The 18,714-nt window shown below is 72.3% G+C and carries 16 protein-coding genes and 1 tRNA gene; 10 read left to right on the plus strand and 7 right to left on the minus strand.

Annotated features, from left to right (window positions below):
• Positions 1–309 precede the first annotated feature (309 nt).
• Positions 310–1,122 (plus strand): nucleotidyltransferase, encoded by an 813-nt coding sequence (locus ACFWWQ_RS12350; RefSeq protein WP_384594312.1) that lies wholly within the window; start codon positions 310–312, stop codon positions 1,120–1,122.
• A 25-nt stretch (positions 1,123–1,147) separates the two neighbouring features.
• On the opposite strand, the gene ACFWWQ_RS12355 is transcribed toward ACFWWQ_RS12350, so the two are convergent.
• The 4 genes from ACFWWQ_RS12355 to ACFWWQ_RS12370 form a co-directional block, all read right to left on the minus strand.
• Entirely contained in the window at positions 1,148–1,978 is an 831-nt protein-coding gene (locus ACFWWQ_RS12355) for an MBL fold metallo-hydrolase (protein ID WP_384594315.1), read from the minus strand.
• Entirely contained in the window at positions 1,975–2,877 is a 903-nt protein-coding gene (locus ACFWWQ_RS12360; RefSeq protein WP_384594318.1) for an NUDIX hydrolase, read from the minus strand. Before ACFWWQ_RS12360 ends, ACFWWQ_RS12355 begins: the two co-directional genes overlap by 4 nt.
• Positions 2,878–3,020: 143 nt before the next feature.
• A complete protein-coding gene (locus tag ACFWWQ_RS12365; protein ID WP_384594321.1) occupies positions 3,021–3,485 on the minus strand; it encodes a RidA family protein in 465 nt (154 codons plus the stop codon).
• Positions 3,482–3,640: a DUF4177 domain-containing protein gene (locus tag ACFWWQ_RS12370; RefSeq protein ID WP_003967454.1), complete on the minus strand. Its 159-nt coding sequence runs from the start codon at positions 3,638–3,640 to the stop codon at positions 3,482–3,484. The genes ACFWWQ_RS12365 and ACFWWQ_RS12370 overlap by 4 nt, the downstream gene beginning before the upstream one ends.
• A gap of 314 nt (positions 3,641–3,954) precedes the next feature.
• Between ACFWWQ_RS12370 and ACFWWQ_RS12375 the strand changes: the two genes are divergently transcribed.
• Both ACFWWQ_RS12375 and ACFWWQ_RS12380 read left to right on the plus strand, forming a co-directional pair.
• A complete protein-coding gene (locus ACFWWQ_RS12375; RefSeq protein WP_384594324.1) occupies positions 3,955–4,977 on the plus strand; it encodes an ArsA-related P-loop ATPase in 1,023 nt (340 codons plus the stop codon).
• Positions 4,974–6,314, plus strand: coding sequence for an ArsA family ATPase (locus ACFWWQ_RS12380; RefSeq protein ID WP_384594327.1), 1,341 nt, complete (start codon positions 4,974–4,976; stop codon positions 6,312–6,314). The genes ACFWWQ_RS12375 and ACFWWQ_RS12380 overlap by 4 nt, the downstream gene beginning before the upstream one ends.
• Before the next feature lie 258 nt (positions 6,315–6,572).
• Here the strand turns inward: ACFWWQ_RS12380 and ACFWWQ_RS12385 are convergent, their stop codons facing one another.
• On the minus strand, positions 6,573–6,914 hold the full coding sequence (locus ACFWWQ_RS12385) for a WhiB family transcriptional regulator (RefSeq protein WP_384594330.1): 342 nt from the start codon (positions 6,912–6,914) through the stop codon (positions 6,573–6,575).
• 394 nt (positions 6,915–7,308) lie between these two features.
• Here ACFWWQ_RS12385 and ACFWWQ_RS12390 point away from each other — a divergent pair, with 394 nt between their 5' ends.
• Positions 7,309–9,498, plus strand: a complete 2,190-nt coding sequence (locus ACFWWQ_RS12390; RefSeq protein WP_384594333.1) for a transglycosylase domain-containing protein — start codon at positions 7,309–7,311, stop codon at positions 9,496–9,498.
• Positions 9,499–9,591: 93 nt separating this feature from the next.
• Here ACFWWQ_RS12390 and ACFWWQ_RS12395 read toward each other — a convergent pair whose 3' ends face one another.
• Complete coding sequence (locus ACFWWQ_RS12395) at positions 9,592–10,056, minus strand: GatB/YqeY domain-containing protein (RefSeq protein ID WP_384594336.1); 465 nt, start codon at positions 10,054–10,056, stop codon at positions 9,592–9,594.
• A 163-nt stretch (positions 10,057–10,219) separates the two neighbouring features.
• On the opposite strand from ACFWWQ_RS12395, the gene ACFWWQ_RS12400 reads away from it, so the two are divergent.
• The 6 genes from ACFWWQ_RS12400 (at position 10,220) to ACFWWQ_RS12425 (ending at position 17,688) form a co-directional block, all read left to right on the plus strand.
• On the plus strand, positions 10,220–11,146 hold the full coding sequence (locus tag ACFWWQ_RS12400; protein ID WP_384594339.1) for a metallophosphoesterase: 927 nt from the start codon (positions 10,220–10,222) through the stop codon (positions 11,144–11,146).
• Between the two features lie 107 nt (positions 11,147–11,253).
• Positions 11,254–11,327: transfer RNA gene (locus tag ACFWWQ_RS12405), tRNA-Pro, on the plus strand.
• A 569-nt stretch (positions 11,328–11,896) separates the two neighbouring features.
• Positions 11,897–13,288: a sensor histidine kinase gene (locus ACFWWQ_RS12410; RefSeq protein WP_384594418.1), complete on the plus strand. Its 1,392-nt coding sequence runs from the start codon at positions 11,897–11,899 to the stop codon at positions 13,286–13,288.
• Complete coding sequence (locus ACFWWQ_RS12415; RefSeq protein ID WP_384594342.1) at positions 13,285–13,962, plus strand: response regulator; 678 nt, start codon at positions 13,285–13,287, stop codon at positions 13,960–13,962. Before ACFWWQ_RS12410 ends, ACFWWQ_RS12415 begins: the two co-directional genes overlap by 4 nt.
• 317 nt (positions 13,963–14,279) lie before the next feature.
• A complete protein-coding gene (locus tag ACFWWQ_RS12420) occupies positions 14,280–15,059 on the plus strand; it encodes an ABC transporter ATP-binding protein (protein ID WP_384594344.1) in 780 nt (259 codons plus the stop codon).
• 64 nt (positions 15,060–15,123) lie between these two features.
• A complete protein-coding gene (locus ACFWWQ_RS12425) occupies positions 15,124–17,688 on the plus strand; it encodes an ABC transporter permease (RefSeq protein WP_384594347.1) in 2,565 nt (854 codons plus the stop codon).
• A 145-nt stretch (positions 17,689–17,833) separates the two neighbouring features.
• Here ACFWWQ_RS12425 and ACFWWQ_RS12430 read toward each other — a convergent pair whose 3' ends face one another.
• Complete coding sequence (locus tag ACFWWQ_RS12430; protein ID WP_384594350.1) at positions 17,834–18,712, minus strand: geranyl diphosphate 2-C-methyltransferase; 879 nt, start codon at positions 18,710–18,712, stop codon at positions 17,834–17,836.
• Positions 18,713–18,714: the final 2 nt, after the last annotated feature.

Raw genomic sequence — 18,714 nt, forward strand, 5'->3', positions numbered from 1 at the left:
CATGCCCCGCGGCGACTGGGCGGGCGGGGGGGGGAGGTGTGGGGAGCCCTGGGGGTTGCTCCCACCCGGGGGGGGGGGGCGGCCCGCGCCCCCCCCCCGCCCGGGGGGCCCCCCCCCCGCGGGCGCCCCCCCCCTCCCGGCCCGTACGCCGCCGCGGACCCGCGCGCCATGCCCGGGGCTGTACGGGACCGGGAAAACCGCCTGAGCGGCCGTGTACGGCGTCTCAGCGCCATGTACGCGCCCAGGCCCCGCGCTCCCGGCCGGCAAATCCGGTGGCCCGCGTACCGGACGCGTCGTCATGCTGACGCCATGACCGACTCCACAGGACCGGGACTCGACCAGGACGGCTGCTTCCTCCGGGAGGGCGCGCTCGCGCGGATCACCGAGGAGTTCGCCCCCGTGGCGGCGGCCGCACGGGAGCGGAGCGCCGCGCGCTTCGGCCACCGGCTGCACAGCGCGTACCTCTACGGCAGCATCCCGCGCGGCACCGCCGTCCCCGGGATCTCCGACCTCGACCTGCTCCTCGCGCTCCACGAGCCGCCCACCCCGGACGACCACGCCGACGCCGACGCCCTGGGCGCGGAACTTGACGCGGCCTTCCCCCAGATCGACGGTGCCGCGGTCCTGCTGGACGGCGTGGCAAGGCTGCTGAGCGACCTGGAGCGGTACGACCTGGGCTGGTTCGTGGCCTGCCTGTGCACCCCGCTCAGCGGGCCCGACCTGGCCGAACGGCTGCCCCGCTACCGCCCGACCTCGCTGCTGGCCCGTGAGACCAACGGGGACCTGTTCCGCGTGCTGCCCGGGATGCGCGCCCGCGCGGCGGCGGCGCGCACGGAGGAGGAGCGGCGGCGGCTGACCCGCGGCATGACCCGGCATCTGGTGCGTACCGGCTTCACGCTGGTGATGCCGTGGTGGGGCGGCTGGACCAGCGATCTCGCCGAGATGGCCGAGGTGTTCGGCCGCTACTACCCGGCGCGCGCCGAGCAGATGCGCGCCGCGGCCCGCGCCGCCCGCGCCCCGGCGGACCACCCCGCGCTGCTCGACGCGCTGCTGTCCGATCTCGCGCCCTGGCTGGCCGACGAGTACCTGGCCGTCCACGGCCCGAAGGCGCCCCGCCCCTGAGGCGCCCGGCGCGCCCCCAGGCGCCTCAGATCAGCCCGTGCTCCCCCAGGTACTCCAGCTGTGCCCGTACCGACAGTTCGGCGGCGGGCCACAGGGAGCGGTCGACGTCGGCGTAGACCGCGGCGACGACCTCGGACGCCGTCCGGTGGCCGCTCTCGACCGCGGTCTCCACCTGGGCGAGCCGGTGGGCGCGGTGCGCCAGATAGAACTCCACCGCACCCTGGGCGTCGTCGAGCACCGGGCCGTGTCCGGGGAGCACCGTCGTCACACCGTCGTCGACGGTCAGCGACCGGAGGCGGCGCAGCGAGTCCAGGTACTCGCCGAGCCGCCCGTCGGGGTGGGCGACCATCGTGGTGCCGCGCCCCAGGACGGTGTCGCCGGTCAGGACGGCGGCATCCGCGGGCAGGTGGAAGGAGAGCGAATCGGCGGTGTGCCCCGGGGTGGGCACGACGTGCATCTCCAGCCCGCCGGTGGTGATCACGTCACCGGCCCCCAGCCCTTCGTCCCCCAGGCGCAGCGCCGGGTCCAGGGCGCGTACGGCCGTCCCGGTCAACTCGGCGAAGCGGGCGGCGCCCTCGGCGTGGTCGGCGTGCCCATGGGTGAGCAGGGTCAGCGCGACGCGTTTACCGGACTGCTCGGCGGCGTCGGCGACGGCCCGCAGATGGCCCTCGTCGAGCGGCCCGGGGTCGATGACGACGGCCAGCGGCGAGTCGGGCTCGGCGACGATCCAGGTGTTGGTGCCGTCCAGGGTCATCGCCGACGGGTTGGGCGCCAGGACGCACCGGGCGCGGTCGGTGGCCGAACCGGAGACCACCACGCCACGGGGCTGCCCGGGGAGCGCTGCCGCATCGGTCATGACCGGCCTCCTTCCGAAGGGTCGCCCGGAGCCGTGTCACCCGGGGCGATGTGCTTGGTGAACTCCTCGTGCCCCGGCCAGCTCAGTTCGATCTCCCCGTCGCGCAGCCGGGCACGGGCCAGCACCGGCGTCAGATCGCGACGCCCCGCCGCCTCCAGGGCCGCGGCGGCGGAACCGTACGGCTCCAGGGCACGCAGGGTCGCGAGAGTCGGCGGCATCATCAGCAGTTCGCCGCGTTCGTATCCGGCGATGGCGTCGGCCGGGCGGGTCCATACGGTGCGGTCCGCCTCCGTGGAGGCGTTACGGGTGCGCTGCCCCTCGGGGAGCGCGGCGACGAAGAACCAGGTGTCGTAGCGGCGTGGTTCGAACGCGGGGGTGATCCAGCGGGCCCAGGCGCCCAGCAGGTCGGAGCGGAGCACCAGCCCGTGGTGGTCGAGGAAGTCGGCGAAGGAGAGTTCGTGGGCGACGAGGGCGGCGCGACCGGCCTCCCAGTCGTCGCCCGTGGTGTCCGCGACGACGGTCGTCGCCGACGGGCCCGCGAGCAGCACCCCGGACTCCTCGAACGTCTCGCGCACGGCGGCGCAGACGACGGACTGCGCGGCGGCCTCGTCCACGCCCAGTCGCGCGGCCCAGGCGGCGCGCGAGGGCCCGGTCCAGGCGACCGGCCGTTCGTCGCGGGGGTCCACGGAGCCGCCCGGATAGGCGTACGCGCCTCCGGCGAAGGCCATGGAGGCGCGTCTGCGCAGCATGTGCACGGCGGGGCCGCCGTCGCCGTCCCGCAGCAGCAGGACGGTCGCGGCCCGCCGGGGCTCGGCGGGGGTCAGCTCACCGTTCACGAGCGCCCGGATGAGGCCCGGCCACTCCGGCGGGTACCACTGGCCATTGGTCGTCGACGACATGGCCGGATGCTATGCGCTCACGCGCGGATGTTCGAGGGCCCCTTTCGGAAGCCCCGCGCGGAGGTCCCGCCCGCGCCGCGCCCGGTCCCCCGGGGCTGCCGGGGGGCCGGGCGTACGGACGACCGGACGTGCGGACCTGCGGACTACTCCGCGATCTCGACCTGGATCTCGACCTCGACGGGCGCGTCGACGGGCAGCACCGCCACGCCGACCGCGGACCGGGCGTGCACGCCCTTGTCACCGAGGATCTCGCCCAGCAGCTCGCTGGCGCCGTTGACGACCCCGGGCTGGCCGGTGAAGTCGGGCGCCGAGGCGACGAACCCGACGACCTTCACGACCCGCTGGATCCGGTCCAGGTCGCCGATCACGGACTTCACCGCGGCCAGCGCGTTGAGCGCGCAGGTCGCGGCCAGCTCCTTGGCCGCCTCCGGGGTGACGTCGGCGCCGACCTTGCCGGTGGCGGGCAGGGCACCGTCCACCATGGGCAGCTGGCCGGAGGTGAAGACGTAATTCCCGGAGCGCACCGCGGGCTGGTACGTGGCCAGCGGCGGCACGACCTCGGGGAGCTTCAGCCCCAGCTCCGCGATCCTCGCCTCGACGGCGCTCACGCCTTCTCCCTCTTCAGGTAGGCCACCAGCTGCTCGGGGTTGTTCGGCCCCGGAACGACCTGGACCAGCTCCCAGCCGTCCTCGCCCCAGGTGTCCAGAATCTGCTTCGTCGCGTGTACGAGAAGCGGCACAGTCGCGTATTCCCACTTGGTCATGGAGCGAGCGTAATGCCTGCCAGGACGGCCTCGGACGCCGCCGCCCCCACCGCCCTGGCAAAGGACGGACCTGCGCCAGGAAGGGCCACGTCAGACGGCCGGAGTGTGCTGTTCCTCCCCTTCCTCCTCTTCCGCCGCTCGACTCCGCCGGCGCTCCCGGTATTCGAGGAGGGGTACGGCCGCCCGGAGCCGGAATACCCGCCTCGGGCGCCCCTCCCCGCCCCCGGTGGACCGTCCCGTAGGGGAACGCCTCCGGGACGGATCCGGGGTCGTCCCGTGCGTAGCCGCGGCGGGGACTGGTTAGGCTCCTTGACGTGAGCAGGCTCCATGTCGTCAGCGGCAAGGGCGGCACCGGCAAGACCACGGTCGCCGCCGCCCTCGCCCTTGCCCTGGCCACCGAGGGACGCCGGACCCTCCTGGTCGAGGTCGAGGGCCGGCAGGGCATCGCCCAGGTCTTCGAGACCGAGGCCCTTCCGTACGAGGAACGCAAGATCGCCGTGGCGCCCGGCCCGGACGGCGCCTCGGCCGGTGACGCCGCCCGCGGCGGGCGCCGCCCCGGCGAGGTGCACGCCCTCGCCATCGACGCCGAGCGCGCGCTGCTGGACTACCTCCAGATGTTCTACAAACTCGGCAGCGCCGGCCGGGCCCTGAAGAAGCTCGGCGCGATCGACTTCGCCACCACCATCGCCCCCGGTCTGCGGGACGTCCTGCTGACCGGCAAGGCGTGCGAGGCGGTGCGCCGCAAGGACAAGCAGGGCCGGTACGTCTACGACGCGGTGGTGATGGACGCCCCGCCCACGGGCCGCATCACCCGCTTCCTGAACGTCAACGACGAGGTGGCGGGCCTGGCCAAGATGGGCCCGATCCACAATCAGGCACAGGCGGTCATGCGGGTCCTCAAGTCCCCCGAGACCGCGGTGCACATGGTGACGCTCCTGGAGGAGATGCCCGTCCAGGAGACCGCGGACGGCATCGCGGAGCTGCGCGCCGCCGGGCTCCCGGTCGGCGGCGTCGTCATCAACATGACCCGTCCCACCGTGCTCGGCACCGGCGATCTCGACATCGCCGCCCGCGGCTCCCGCGCGGGCGTGGCCAAGGCGCTCTCCCAGGCCGGGCTGGGCGGGGCGCGCCGCGGCGGGCTGGCCGAGCGGCTGATCGACCCGCTGCTGGAGCAGGCACGCGAGCACGCCGAGCGCGTCGATCTGGAGCGCGCCGAGCACGCCGAGCTGACCGCGCTCGGCCTGCCCACCTACGAGCTGGAGCTGCTCCCCGAGGGAGTGGACCTCGCCGGTCTCTACCGCCTGGCGAGGGACCTGCGGAGACAGGGGCCCATATGACCGCCGACGAGCCGACGCTGGACGCCCCGGCCCCGTGGCTGGAGGTCGACGCGCTACTCGACAACCCCGGCACCCGCATCGTGGTGTGCTGCGGCTCCGGCGGCGTCGGCAAGACCACGACGGCCGCCGCCCTCGGTGTGCGCGCCGCGGAGCGCGGGCGCCGGGCCGTCGTGCTGACCATCGACCCGGCCCGGCGGCTCGCCCAGTCCATGGGCATCTCCGAGCTGGACAACGTCCCGCGCCAGGTCAAGGGCGTCGACGGCGCGTCCGGGGGCGAACTCCACGCGATGATGCTGGACATGAAGCGCACCTTCGACGAGATCGTCGAGGGGCACGCGGACGCCGCCCGGGCCAGGGCCATCCTGGAGAACCCCTTCTACCAGTCCTTGTCGGCCGGTTTCGCGGGCACGCAGGAGTACATGGCCATGGAGAAGCTCGGCCAGCTCCGCGCCCGCGACGAGTGGGATCTGATCATCGTCGACACCCCGCCCAGCCGCTCCGCGCTGGACTTCCTGGACGCGCCGCAGCGCCTCGGGTCGTTCCTGGACGGCAAGTTCATCCGGGTGCTGATGGCCCCGGCGAAGGTCGGCGGCCGGGCCGGGATGAAGTTCCTCAACGCCGGGATGTCGATGATGACCGGCACACTCAGCAAGTTGATGGGCGGTCAACTGCTGCGTGACGTCCAGACGTTCGTCGCCGCGATGGACACGATGTTCGGCGGCTTCCGCACCCGCGCGGACGCCACGTACCGGCTGCTCCAGGCCCCCGGCACGGCGTTCTTGGTGGTGGCGGCCCCGGAGCGGGACGCGCTGCGGGAGGCGGCGTACTTCATCGAGCGGCTGGCGGCCGAGCGGATGCCGCTGGCCGGTCTCGTACTGAACCGTGTGCACGGCAGCGGGGCGGCGAAGCTGAGCGCGGAGCGGGCGCTGGCCGCCGCCGAGACGCTGACCGACCGCGCCGAGGAGGAGGCCGGTGTTCCCCCCGGAACCGCCCCGGGCACGGCGGAAAATCTTGAACCGGGCGGCATTGTGGATCACGACGGCGGGAAGGCTGCTTCCGGTACCGCCGACGGCCCCTCTCCCGCCCCGGCGGCGCCTGCCGGACACCCCCCGGTCTCCGCAGAGCAACTCGCCGCCGGTCTCCTCCGTTTGCACGCCGAACGCATGCAGGTCCTCGCCCGCGAACGCCGCACGCGGGATCGTTTCACCGCCCTGCATCCGGAGGTCCCGGTCGCCGAGATCGCCGCGCTCCCCGGCGACGTCCACGATCTCGACGGTCTGCGGCTGATCGGCGCCCGCCTCGCCCTCGACCCCGCCCGCACCGACGCACCCGACTGACACCGCTCCCCCGGCCGCCCCGCCCTGACAGGCACGGCCCGGCGGCCCGACATGCGAAAGCCGCCGCGGTACGGCTCCGCCCGCGGCGGGGTATCCACTCACGGCGGAGCGTCGGCCCGCTTCACCCGCCCCTTATGGATGGCGCGTTGACCCCGTACGGGCATGACAGACATGACACGCATCACGCCGACGCGACCGGCTCACCGCCCGGCCCGAGCCCTGAAGCGCCGCCGGTCCGGTGCCCCTTGGGCCGACAGGTCAGCTGACCGCCGCGTAGGTGTCGTAGGTCTCGTCCTCGCACTCCACGGCCAGCATGCCGGTGCTGCGCTCGTACTCCGTGCGCGCCGTCTCCAGCAGGCGCCGCCATGACGTCACGGTCGGACGGCGGCGGAGCAGCGCGCGGCGCTCGCGCTCGGTCATGCCGCCCCAGACGCCGAACTCCACCCGGTTGTCCAGGGCGTCGGCGAGGCATTCGGTGCGTACCGGACATCCGGTGCACACGGCTTTGGCGCGGTTCTGGGCCGCCCCCTGGACGAAGAGTTCGTCTGGATCGGTGGTGCGGCAGGCTGCTTGTGCGTTCCAGTCGGTTACCCAGCTCATGCTGGCGCCGTCCTCTCCCGAATCGAGGCTCCCCCACGGCGGCAAGCGGCATATTCACCGTTGCCAGTTGAGGACGTTACGGAAGGCGGGCAGGGCGCAACACCTCCTTCGGGCCCAATCTTGAATGGTCCTAACGGACTATGCGTACGCGGCAGATCACCCAACGGAGTGAGCGAGCGACATGCGTCGCTTTTCTCGCCTCTCGGGGCAGGTCGCCGGGTACATACCGGAATTCCGGCGATACGAGCGGATGTTCGGGACGTGGCCCCGTGCGCGGACGGACGGAAGGGGAGGACGGGTGCGTTGGGGCGGAACGCTCCGCTGTGACAGATGTGAAACAGCGTAGGCGAACAGTTGCGCCCCTGTCCGGCGATTGAGAACGTAGGGTGCCCTCATGGGTAAGAAGCGCGACGGCGGGGGTCTGAGCAAGACCCAGCAGGCCGCGAAATTCCTGGGTGTCAGTGTGCTGGCCGGAGCCGTTCTCGCGGGTCTCGCCCTTCCCGCCGCCGGAGCACTGGGCCTCACGGCCAAGGGCACCGTCGAAGGGTTCGACGAGATTCCCTCGGACCTCAAGGCGCCACCGCTGAGCGAGCGGACCATCGTCCAGGACGCCAACGGCACCGAGATCGCCAAGATCTACTCCCGGGACCGCACGGTCGTGGACCTCAAGGACATGTCGCCGTACGTCCGGAAGGCGATCGTCGCGATCGAGGACGCGCGCTTCTACGAGCACGGCGCGGTCGACATGAAGGGCATCCTGCGCGCGGTCAACAAGAACGCGCAGTCCGGCGGCGTCTCCGAGGGCGCCTCGACACTCACGCAGCAGTACGTGAAGAACGTCTTCATCGAGGAAGCCGGGAACGACCCCGACAAGGTCGCGCAGGCCACGCAGCAGACCATCGGCCGCAAGATCAAGGAACTGAAGTACGCGATCCAGGTGGAGAAGGAGCTCGGCAAGCGCAAGATCCTGCAGAACTACCTCAACATCACCTTCTTCGGGCAGCAGGCGTACGGCGTCGAGGCCGCCAGCCAGCGGTACTTCAGCAAGTCCGCCAAGGACCTCAGCCTCGGCGAATCGGCCCTGCTCGCCGGTATCGTCCAGTCCCCGACCCGCTACGACCCGCTCAACAACCGCGACGAGGCCACCCGCCGCCGTAACACCGTGCTCCAGCGGATGGCCGATCTGAAGGACATCACACAGGCGCAGGCCGACGAGGCGGCGAAGCAGCCGATCAAGCTGACCGTCAGCCGCCCCAAGAACGGCTGCATCACCGCGACCGACGGCGCCGGTTTCTTCTGCGACTACGTCCGCAACGTCTTCCTCAGCGACAAGACGTTCGGCAAGACCGCCAAGGCGCGCGCGAAGCGGTGGAACCAGGGCGGCCTGACCATCCGCACCACCCTGGACGCGCAGACGCAGAAGGCCGTCCAGGCGTCGATAGGCGGCCATGTCCACAGCGACGACCAGGTCGCGAGCGCCGCGACGATCGTGGAGCCCGGCACCGGCAAGATCCTCGGCATGGGCCAGTCCCGCCCCTACGGGTTCGGCAACCACGAGACGGTGATGAACCTCTCCGTCAACCACGACATGGGCGGCGGCGCCGGGTACCAGCCCGGTTCGACGTTCAAGCCGCTGGTCGCCGCCGCCGCGCTGGACCAGGGCATGAGCCCGTACCAGGAGTACTCCTCGCCGTACCGGATGCCGTACCCGAGCCCGGTGCAGACCTGCGACGGCGAATGGCAGGGCCACGACTCGACGCAGAACGAGAACAAGTCGGAGGTCGGCCCGTACGCCATGAAGGAGGCGACCGCGAAGTCGGTCAACACCTACTTCGTGCAGATGATCAGCGACATGGGCATCTGCCCGGCGGTCAAGATGATCGAGAAGCTGGGCATCGAGCGCGCCGACGGCAAGCCGATCCAGGAAGTGCCGTCGATGACGCTCGGCGTCCAGGAGATGTCGCCGCTGACCATGGCCACGGCGTACGCCGCCTTCGCCAACAACGGCACCTACTGCACGCCCGTCGCCATCGCCTCGATCACCGACGCGGCCGGGAAGCCGATGGACGTCCCGCAGACGGATTGCCAGCGGGCCATGTCCGACAACACCGCCAAGACGATAAACGCCCTGCTCAAGGGCGTGGTCGAGGACGGTACGGGCAAGGAGGCCGGTCTCAGCGGCCGCGACAGCGCGGGCAAGACCGGCACCAGCGACAGCCGCTACGCCGCCTGGTTCGTGGGCTACACCCCGAACATGGCCGGTGCCGTGTGGGTCGGCGACCCGATGCACAAGCGGAAGATGTTCAACATCACCATCGGCGGCACCTTCCACGAGAAGGTCTACGGCGCCGACACCCCCGGCCCCATCTGGCGGGACGCGATGTCCGGCGCCCTCACCGGGCGTCCGGCGCCGTCCCTGCCGACGGTCCAGATCGACGACGCCGACGCCGGCCAGCCGGCGGACGACGGCAAGAGCAAGGGGAAGGGCGGCAAGGGCAAGCCCGGGAAGCCGGGCCAGGGCCACGGCAACAAGCCCGGCGGCGGCTGGCACCTCCCCGACATACTGGGCCACCTCCAGCACTGAGGCCACACCGTCACCACGCCGAAGGGGCGCCTTCCCAGCAGGGAGGGCGCCCCTTCGGCGCAGGCGACCGGTGTCTTCCGGCCTCCTACTCGGCTACTCCGCCAGCAGCTTCTTGACGACCGCGGCGACCCGGCCGCCGTCGGCCCGGCCCGCCACCTTCGGGTTGACGATCTTCATGACGGCGCCCATGGCGCGCGGCCCCTCGGCGCCGCCGCCCACGGCCTCCGCCACCGCGGCCGCCACCAGACGCTCCAGCTCATCGTCGGACAGCTGCTTGGGGAGGTAGTCGGCGAGGATCTCGCCCTCGGCCCGCTCCCGGTCCGCCGACTCGGCACGGCCACCCTTGTCGAACGCCTCCGCGGCCTCGCGGCGCTTCTTCGCCTCCCGCGCGATGATCTTCTCGACCTCGCCGTCGGACAGCTCGCGCGCCTCGGTGCCCGCGACCTCCTCCTTCTGGATGGCGGTCAGCGTGAGCCGGAGGGTGGCGGAGCGCAGCTCGTCGCGCGCCTTGATCGCGGCGGTGAGGTCGTCCTGCAGTGTGGACTTGAGCGTGGTCATGCCGTCGAGTATGCCCGCCCCCACCGACAACCGCCGCGCCTTTTCCCCGGCCCGCGGCCCCCTGTCACCCTCATGATCAGCCGGAATGCCGCACGGCACCGGACCCCGCCGCCCCCTCTGCCGCACCGCTGCTCCCGGACCGGCACTCTGCGACGATGGAACCATGCGCGCGCGATACGGAGTTCCCCTGTCCCTGACCGCAGTCGGCGCGGCCGGCCTGGCCTACGCCGCCGGCTTCGAGGTCCGCTCGTTCCGCCTGCGGCGCGTCACCGTGCCCGTACTGCCCCGCGGCATGCGGCCGTTGCGCGTCCTGCAGGTCTCCGACATCCACATGGTCGGCGGCCAGCGCAAGAAACAGCGCTGGCTGCAGTCGCTGGCCGGGCTGCGCCCCGACTTCGTGATCAACACCGGGGACAACCTCTCCGACCCCGAGGGCGTCCCCGAGACCCTCGACGCCCTCGGCCCCCTGATGGAGTTCCCCGGCGCCTACGTCTTCGGTTCCAACGACTACTACGGCCCCAAGCTGCGCAACCCGGCCCGCTATCTGACCGAGAAGGTCCGGGGCCGCCACGGCCTCAATGGCAACGCGCCCGCCGTCGGCGTCGTCCACAACCCGTGGGAGGAGCTGCGCGACGCGTTCGACGCGGTCGGGTGGGTCGGCCTGTCCAACACCCGCGGCCGCCTCAAGCTGGAGGGCGTCGAGATCGCCCTGACCGGCCTGGACGACCCGCACATCAAGCGCGACCGCTACGCCGAGGTGGCCGGCGGCCCCGAGTCCGGCGCCGATCTCTCCCTGGCCGTCGTCCACGCGCCGTATCTGCGCTCCCTGGACGCCTTCGCCGCCGACGGCTACCCGCTGATCCTCGCCGGGCACACCCACGGCGGCCAGCTCTGCATCCCCTTCTACGGGGCACTGGTCACCAACTGCGATCTCGACACCCGTCGCGTGAAGGGCCTGTCCACCCACACCGCCGACGGCCGGACGTCCTTCCTCCACGTCTCCGCCGGCTGCGGCACCAACCGCTACACCCCGGTCCGCTTCGCCTGCCCGCCCGAGGCCACCCTCCTCACCCTCACCGCCAAGGAGTGACCGCTCGCGGGGCGCCGCACGAACCCCAGGTGGGGCGCCCCGCACCGGTCGCCCGGAACCGGATTTCACCTCTGGGGATCAGTCCGCTAAAGTAGAGCTCGTTGCTTCGGGGTGTAGCGCAGCTTGGCAGCGCGCTTCGTTCGGGACGAAGAGGTCGTGGGTTCAAATCCCGCCACCCCGACTGAAGGAACACAGATCAGGGGCCTGATCCGCGAGAGCGGGTCGGGCCCCTGAGTGTTTGTGAGCGCCATGGGGGCCGAGTGCGGAATCCGGCTCCCGGGCAGCTCCGTTTCTCCCCACTGCGGCGCCGGCACAAGGAAGCCGCCGGGCACGGACGCGAGTGAAGTGCGCCACAGTCCGCGCCGGTGGCGACGTCACTCACGCGCTGGGCTCTGCCGAAAGGCAGAGTCCGGGTCCGACTTGAGGTCCACGCCCGCGCGCCCGCGGCGACCAATACTGGATGGCGTGCCCCTCATCAGCCGTTTCCGTCGTGCCGCCCGCCCCGTGCCGGACGCCCCGGCGCGTCCGGGCGGAGGTGGCCGGCACGTCGTGGAGACGGCCGGTGCGGCCCTCGCCGCCGTGTGCCTGTTCGCGGTCGCCCAGCGGTTGTGGGATCTGCCGCACGCCGTTTTCCAGCTGTGCGTGGTCGCGGTCGCCGTGCCGCTCTTCCCGCTGAGGCAGCGTCGGCCCGGGGCCGTGCTCCTGGTCCTCGCCGTCCTTGCCGGGGCGGCGCCCGTTGCCGGCCCGGTGATGGCGGCCACTGCGTACACGGTGGCGCTCGACACGGTCCGGCCGCGCCACCGGGTCCGGCTGCTGGGCGGCGCGAGCCTGTTGATCATGGCGTCAGCGACCGCGGCCGGCCCCTCGGGCGGCCCCGGCTCGGCCGCTTACGGCCTGGAGCTCGGGTTGCTTCTGGCGGTGACCGCCGTGGTCGTGCCCGGCCTGGTCGGGACGGTGTACGGGCAGCAGGCCCGTTTGCTGCGGGCACTGCGCGAACGCGGCGACGCGGCCGAGCGGGCCCGCCGGTTCGCCGACAGCGAGGCCCGCACCCACGAGCGGTCCCGGATCGCCGCGGAGATGCACGACCTGGTGGGCCACCGGCTCAGTCTCATCTCGCTGCACGCCGGCGGTCTGGAACTCGCCCTCGACCAGGCCGCACCGGAGCTGCGCGAGGAGGCCGTCCTGGTCCGGCGGACCACCCGGGACGCGATGCGCGAACTGCGGCAGGCACTCGGGGTCCTCGGCCCGCTCGGCCGGGACACCGGCCCGGACGCGCTCACCGACGCCACCGGCACCCGGGCCGACGTCGAGGCGCTGGTCGCGGAGTCCCGCGACGGCGGAATCGCCGTACGGCTGGAATGGAGCGGCCCCGACCTCGGTGCATGCCCGGCGCGGGTGCGGCGCGCGGTACACCGGGTGGTGCGGGAGGCCCTGACGAACGTGCACCGGTACGCGACGGCCGCCCATGTCACCGTACGGGTCGAGCAGGACGAGCAGACCGTCCGGGTGACGGTCCGCAATGGCGCGTCCCCCGCTGCGGCCGGCGCACCGTCCGAGACCGGGACGGGGCGCGGCCTGACGGGCCTGCGCGAGCGGGTCGAACTGCTCGGCGGCACCTTCGAGGCCGGCCCGCTGCCCTCCGGCGGGTTCCGGGTGGTCGCGGCCGTACCGGCGGAACCGGACGACACCGTCGCGTGGAAACGGTCCGAAGGCGGCGCGGAGGCTTCCCCGCCGGCCGCGCCCGGCGATGCGGCGGCGCTGTCGCGTGAGCCGCGGACGGCCGGGGCGCTGACCCTCGCCCTCGGAGCGGCGGCGCTGTGGGTGCTGATGACGCTCGCGATCGGCCTGGTGTACAGCCAGCCGCGGCACGTGGCCCGGCCCGTGGAGCCGCGTCTGGGCATGACCTACCAGGAGTTGACGGGGGTCGTGGACATCCCGGCCGCGCGCGCCGCGGCCACCGGGCACGAGCCGCCGCGGCCCGCCGACACGGTGAGCTGCGTCTACACGCCGGAAGGGTCAGGCACCCGGCCCGGTTCCTTCGGCGTCACCCGGTACTGCTTCAACGCTTCCCAACGTCTCGCCTCCATCGCCCGTTTCACCGTCCCGTCCGTACGGGACACCGCCCCCTGGGAGATCCCATGACCGAGCCCGCCGGGCCGATCCGTGTCCTGCTCGCCGACGACGAGGCGATGATCCGGCACGGGGTGCGGTTGATCCTGCGGCACGCCGACGGCATCGACGTGGTCGCCGAAGCCGCGGACGGGCACCGGGCGGTCGAGGAGGCCGCCGCGCACCACCCGGATGTGGTGCTGCTCGACATCCGGATGCCCTGGTGCGACGGGCTGGCCGCGATCCGGCCGTTGCTTGCGCTCGATCCGGCGCCGCGCGTGGTGATGCTGACGACCTTCGGCGACGAGGAGAACGTGCTGCGGGCGCTGCGGGACGGCGCCTCGGGTTTCCTGCTGAAGGACGAGGGGCCGCAGGAGCTGATCAGTGCGGTCAGGGCGGCGGCGGCCGGTGACGCGGTGCTCTCCCCCGGCGTCACCGGGGCCGTGATCGCCCGGATGCTGGGCGGCGGCCTCTCGGGCGCCGACGGCGTGGCCCTGAAGGACGAGCGGATCGCCCGGCTGACCGGGCGCGAGCGGGAGGTGCTGGCGATGCTGGGCGAGGGGTTGTCGAACCAGGACATCGCGGAACGGCTGGCCATCGGCATCGGCACGGTGAAGACGCATGTGGGGGCGATCCTGGAGAAGACCGGATCGACGAGCCGGGTGCAGGCGGCCCTCCTGGCGCACCGCGCGGGCCTGCGTCCCTGACCCGGCCCCTTCCGCATGCCCGCGTACCCGCGCGAGGGACGCGTTCGGTGGACCGGGTACGTCGTCCGCCTCCCCGGAGCAGCGGCCGTCCGCCTGCCGCCCGTTGGAGGTCCCGGCGACGCCGAGGGTCCGACCAAAGGCGGAGAGGGATCGGTGAAGGTCTACCGAAGGGCAGGGACGGGCCGCTCGTCCCTGCCCTTCGGCAGACCTCAACTACCGCCTCTGGGGCGATGTTTGCGCAGGTGAGGGCCGCGAGGATGGGAATGCCCCTCCGGCCCGCGGCGCTCGCGGGCCGTCGTTCCCCCGCCGGAGTACTCATGTCTCAGACGTTCGTTCCCTCCGCTCCCCTCGCCACCGAACCGGCCGCCCGCGCCACGGGCCTGACCAAGGTGTACGGGAAGGGCGAGACCCAGGTCACCGCAGTGGACTCGGTGTCCGTGGAGTTCGCGCGGGCGCGGTTCACCGCGGTCATGGGCCCGTCCGGTTCCGGCAAGTCGACGCTGATGCACTGCATGGCGGGCCTGGATCCGGTCACCTCGGGTTCGGCGCAGATCGGCGGTGTCGAACTGGCCCGCCTGAAGGACCGTCACCTCACCCAGCTGCGGCGGGAGAAGGTCGGCTTCGTCTTCCAGGGCTTCAACCTGCTGCCCACCTTGACCGCGCTGGAGAACATGACGCTGCCGCTGCGCCTCGCCGGCCGGCAGCCCGACGCCGCATGGCTGGACACCGTCGTCGCCACCGTGGGGCTGGCCGGGCGTCTTGCGCACCGTCCGGCCCAGCTCTCCGGCGGCCAGCAGCAGCGCGTCGCCGTCGCCCGCGCCCTGGTGTCCCGTCCGGAGATCGTGTTCGCCGACGAGCCGACCGGCAACCTCGACTCCCGTTCCGGCGCGGAGGTGCTGGGCTTCCTGCGCGACTCGGTGCGGGAACTGGGCCAGACCGTGGTGATGGTGACCCACGACCCGGTCGCCGCTGCCCACGCCGACCGCGTGGTCTTCCTCGCCGACGGCCGGATCGTGGACGAGTTGCACGCCCCGACCGCCGACGCCGTGCTAGAGCGGATGCTCGCGTTCGAGTCCCAGGGCCGCCACACCCGCTGACCCCCCTCACCGGCCCGCCGTTCCCTTCCCGCACTGTCGAATCCCACACCGTCGAAAGCCCGCCATGCTGCGAACTGCCCTGCGCAACGTTCTCGCGCACAAGACCCGTCTGATCATGACCGTGCTCGCGGTCTGCCTCGGCGTCGCGTTCATCTCCGGATCCCTGGTCTTCGCCGACTCCACCACCGCCGCCTACCGCGCCGCCATGTCCAGGAACTACGCGGACCTCGACGTGAGCGTGGGTCCGAAATCCGTTCCGGGCGCCTCGGCCGACGAGCAGTACGGGGCCCTGGACCACGCCCTGGTACGCAAGCTGTCCGCCGTTCCCGGTGTCGCCTCCGTCCGCCCGACGGCCGACGGTTCGGTCACCCTGGCCGCCAAGGACGGCACGCCGTTGCGGGCCGACGCCATGAGCGGCAGGTTCGGCGTCGCCTACGTTCCCGGTTCCGACGGCCGGGACAGCCGCTACCCGCTCACGTCGGGCCGCGCTCCCCGCGACGACCGTGAGGTCGCGCTGGACCGTGGGACCGCGGCGGCCGGCGGCTACTCCCTCGGCGACACCGTGACGCTCGCCGTGGACGGGCCGGTCCTCAAAATGCGCCTGGTGGGCCTGGTGTCCACCACGGACAGCCGGGTGAACGCCGGCGGCACCCTGGCGGTGTTCGACAAGGCCACCGCCCAGAAGCTGTTCGCCGCCCCGGGGCACTACGGCGGGATCGACCTGACCGCCACGCCGGGCACCGACCAGTTCGAGCTGGCCGACCGGGTCGGTGCCGTACTGCCGGCCGACCGGGCCGAGGCCACCACCGCCACCGCCCAGGCCAACCAGCAGTCCCTGTTCATCGGGACCAAGACCAAGAGCTACGAACGCCTTCCGCTGCTCTTCGCCGTGGTGTCGCTGTTCATCGGCACGTTCCTCATCGTCAACACCTTCACCATGCTCGTGGCACGCCGTTCCCGCGAGATCGCGCTGCTCCGGGCGATCGGCGCCACCCGCCGCCAGGTGGTCCGCTCGGTCCTCGCCGAGGCGGCACTGGTCGGTCTCGCCGCGTCCGCGCTCGGCTTCGTGCTGGGTCTGGGGGTGGCCACGGTGCTGCCTGCCGTGCTGGACACGTCCGGCGATCTGCCCAGCGGGCCGCTGGTGATCGGCCCGCCCGCGATCCTCGCCTCGCTCGTCGTGGGGGTCGGCGTCACCGTGCTCGCCGCCTGGCTGCCGTCGCGCCGCGCGGCGCGGATCGCTCCCGTCGAGGCGATGCGCACGGCCGAGCAGCCGCCGTCCGCCACGCTCTCCCGCATCCGTGGCGCGGTCGGCCTGGCCATGGTCGTTCTGGGCGTAGGTCTGCTGCTTTCGCTGAGTGACGCGACGAGTGCCACCGACAACAATCTGCGGACCGCGATGTTCGGGTGCGGCATCCTCGTGACCGGTCTGATCGTGCTGGCCCCGCTGCTCGCCGGTCCGGTGATCCGCCTGATCGGCCGGCTCATCACCCGCTTCGGCGTCGTGGGCGACCTCGCCCGCGAGAACACCCTGCGCGATCCGCGCCGTACCGCCGCCACCGCCGTCGCCCTGATGATCAGTACGGCGCTGGTCTCCGGTCTCGCCGTCATCAACCAGTCCACGAGCGAGGCCCTGGACTCCCAGGCCGCCGCCGGACTGAGCGCCGACTACGTCATCAGCACCCGCAACGCCACCACCGCCGTCGACTCCGCCGCCGTCCAGCGGGTCACCGACGTGCCCGGTGTGCGGACCGTCTCCGCCGTGGCGGACTCCACCATTTCCGCCGGCCCCCTCGTCAAGACGGTCTCCGGGGTCGACCCGAAGACCGTGGGCGACGTGCTGAAGCTCCACTTCCTCAGCGGCTCCGCCAAGGACCTCGGCCCCGGAAAGCTCGCCGTCTCCCACAGCTTCGCCCGCGACCACCACGTCACCACCGGCGAGCAGATCAAGGCGAGCATCGGCCCCGGGACCGGCGACCGCGACGAGTCCTACACCGTCGTCGGCGTCTACCAGGAAAACCCCACCGCCCAGGACGTCCTCGGCTACCGCGCCGATGTGCAGGACCACGCCTACCTGCGCGACTCCGTGCAACGCATCCTGGTCCGCACCACCGACGGCACGGTCTCCCCCGACCTGGAGAAGCACCTGCGCGCCGCCGTGAGCGACAGCCCGCTGCTGAAGGTCCAAAACCGCGCCCAGCTCGTCCAGGAGCAGGCCGGCGTCGCCGGGGACCTGATGACCCTGATGTTCGGACTGCTCGGCATCGGCGTACTGATCTCCGCGCTCGGCATGGTCAACACCCTTGCCATGTCGGTCTCGGAGCGCACCCGCGAGATCGGCGTCCTGCGCGCCATCGGCATGGACCGCTCCGGCATCCGCGCCATGATCCGTCTGGAGGCCGTCTGCGTCGCCGCCTTCGGCACCCTGCTCGGAATGGCCGGCGGACTCTTCGGGGCGTGGAAGGTCAGCGGACTGGCCAACGGCGCGATCCCGCAGTACTCCTTCTCCCTCCCCTGGGACACCCTCGCCCTCGTGGTCCTGCTCTCCCTCGCCGTCGGCGCAATCGCCGCCGTCCTCCCCGCCCGACGGGCCGCCGCACTCGGCCCGCTGGAAGCGGTCGCGCAGGCGTAGGGAAGCGGCGGCCTGCGCCGCTGTCCGGGACGTCAAGGCGGGCGAGGCCGACCACCTGCTGTAGCCGTCCGACCCGGCAATGGGCCCGGGTCCGTCATCCGACGGACCCGGGCCCGTTGCCCGGATATCGATACTCAGCGGCGCCTCACACCCGGTCCGCCGCGATCAGCACGTACTGGAACGAGCCGTCCTCGTACGAGTTGATGAAGGCGTCCTCGATGCCGGTGACGAGGGACGAGGTAGCGCGCAGCTTCCAGTAGGGGAGGGTGGCGGGGGTCAGGTCGATGACGGCCTGGGGGACGAGGCGGTTGTCGGCCATGGCGCGGAGGTATTCGCGGCGGGAGTGGATGTTGCACTCGAAGTGCGCGTTGATCTGGGAGACCCACTTCGAGGGCTGGCCGTAGCGCGGGTTCCAGCAGCCGGTGATCGTGACGTAACGGCCGCCGACGCCGAGGACGCGGGAGTGCTCGGCGAAGAGGTCGTGCAGGTCGACGTACATGCTCGACTCGTTGTTCCAGGAGGCGGCGGCCTGCCCGGTCTCGAAGGGGGTGGCGAGCATGTTGCAGACGCGGGCGCGGACATGGTCCTCGATACCGAGTTCACGGGCGCGGTGGTTGGCGAAGTCGGCCTGCTTGGCGGAGAGGGTGACGCCTTCGACGTGGCAGCCGAACCGCTGGTGGGCCATGACCATGGAGCCGCCGCGGCCGCATCCCGCGTCCACGAGGGTGTCGCCGCTCTTGATCGCGCCGAGGTTCTGCAGGAGGACATCGGCCTGCGCGGACTCCAGGCGGTGGAGTTCGGCGATCAGTTTCTTCTCGTACGCGCTGTCGGCGGTGTCACCGAGGGCGGCGTGGTCGACGTCGCCGATGCCGTAGTGGTGGTGGTAGAGCCCGTCGACGTCGCCGAGGCGCAGGTTCACGGGCCTGGCCTCCTGGTCCCAGTAGCGGGCGATGTCCCCCTGGTAGGGCGAGGACGCGCCGGGGATGAACACAGAGGTGCCGGTGGTGAGCTCGGTGCTGGTCACAG

The sequence above is a fragment of the Streptomyces sp. NPDC059080 genome, from assembly GCF_042739975.1.
Lineage (GTDB): Bacteria > Actinomycetota > Actinomycetes > Streptomycetales > Streptomycetaceae > Streptomyces > Streptomyces benahoarensis.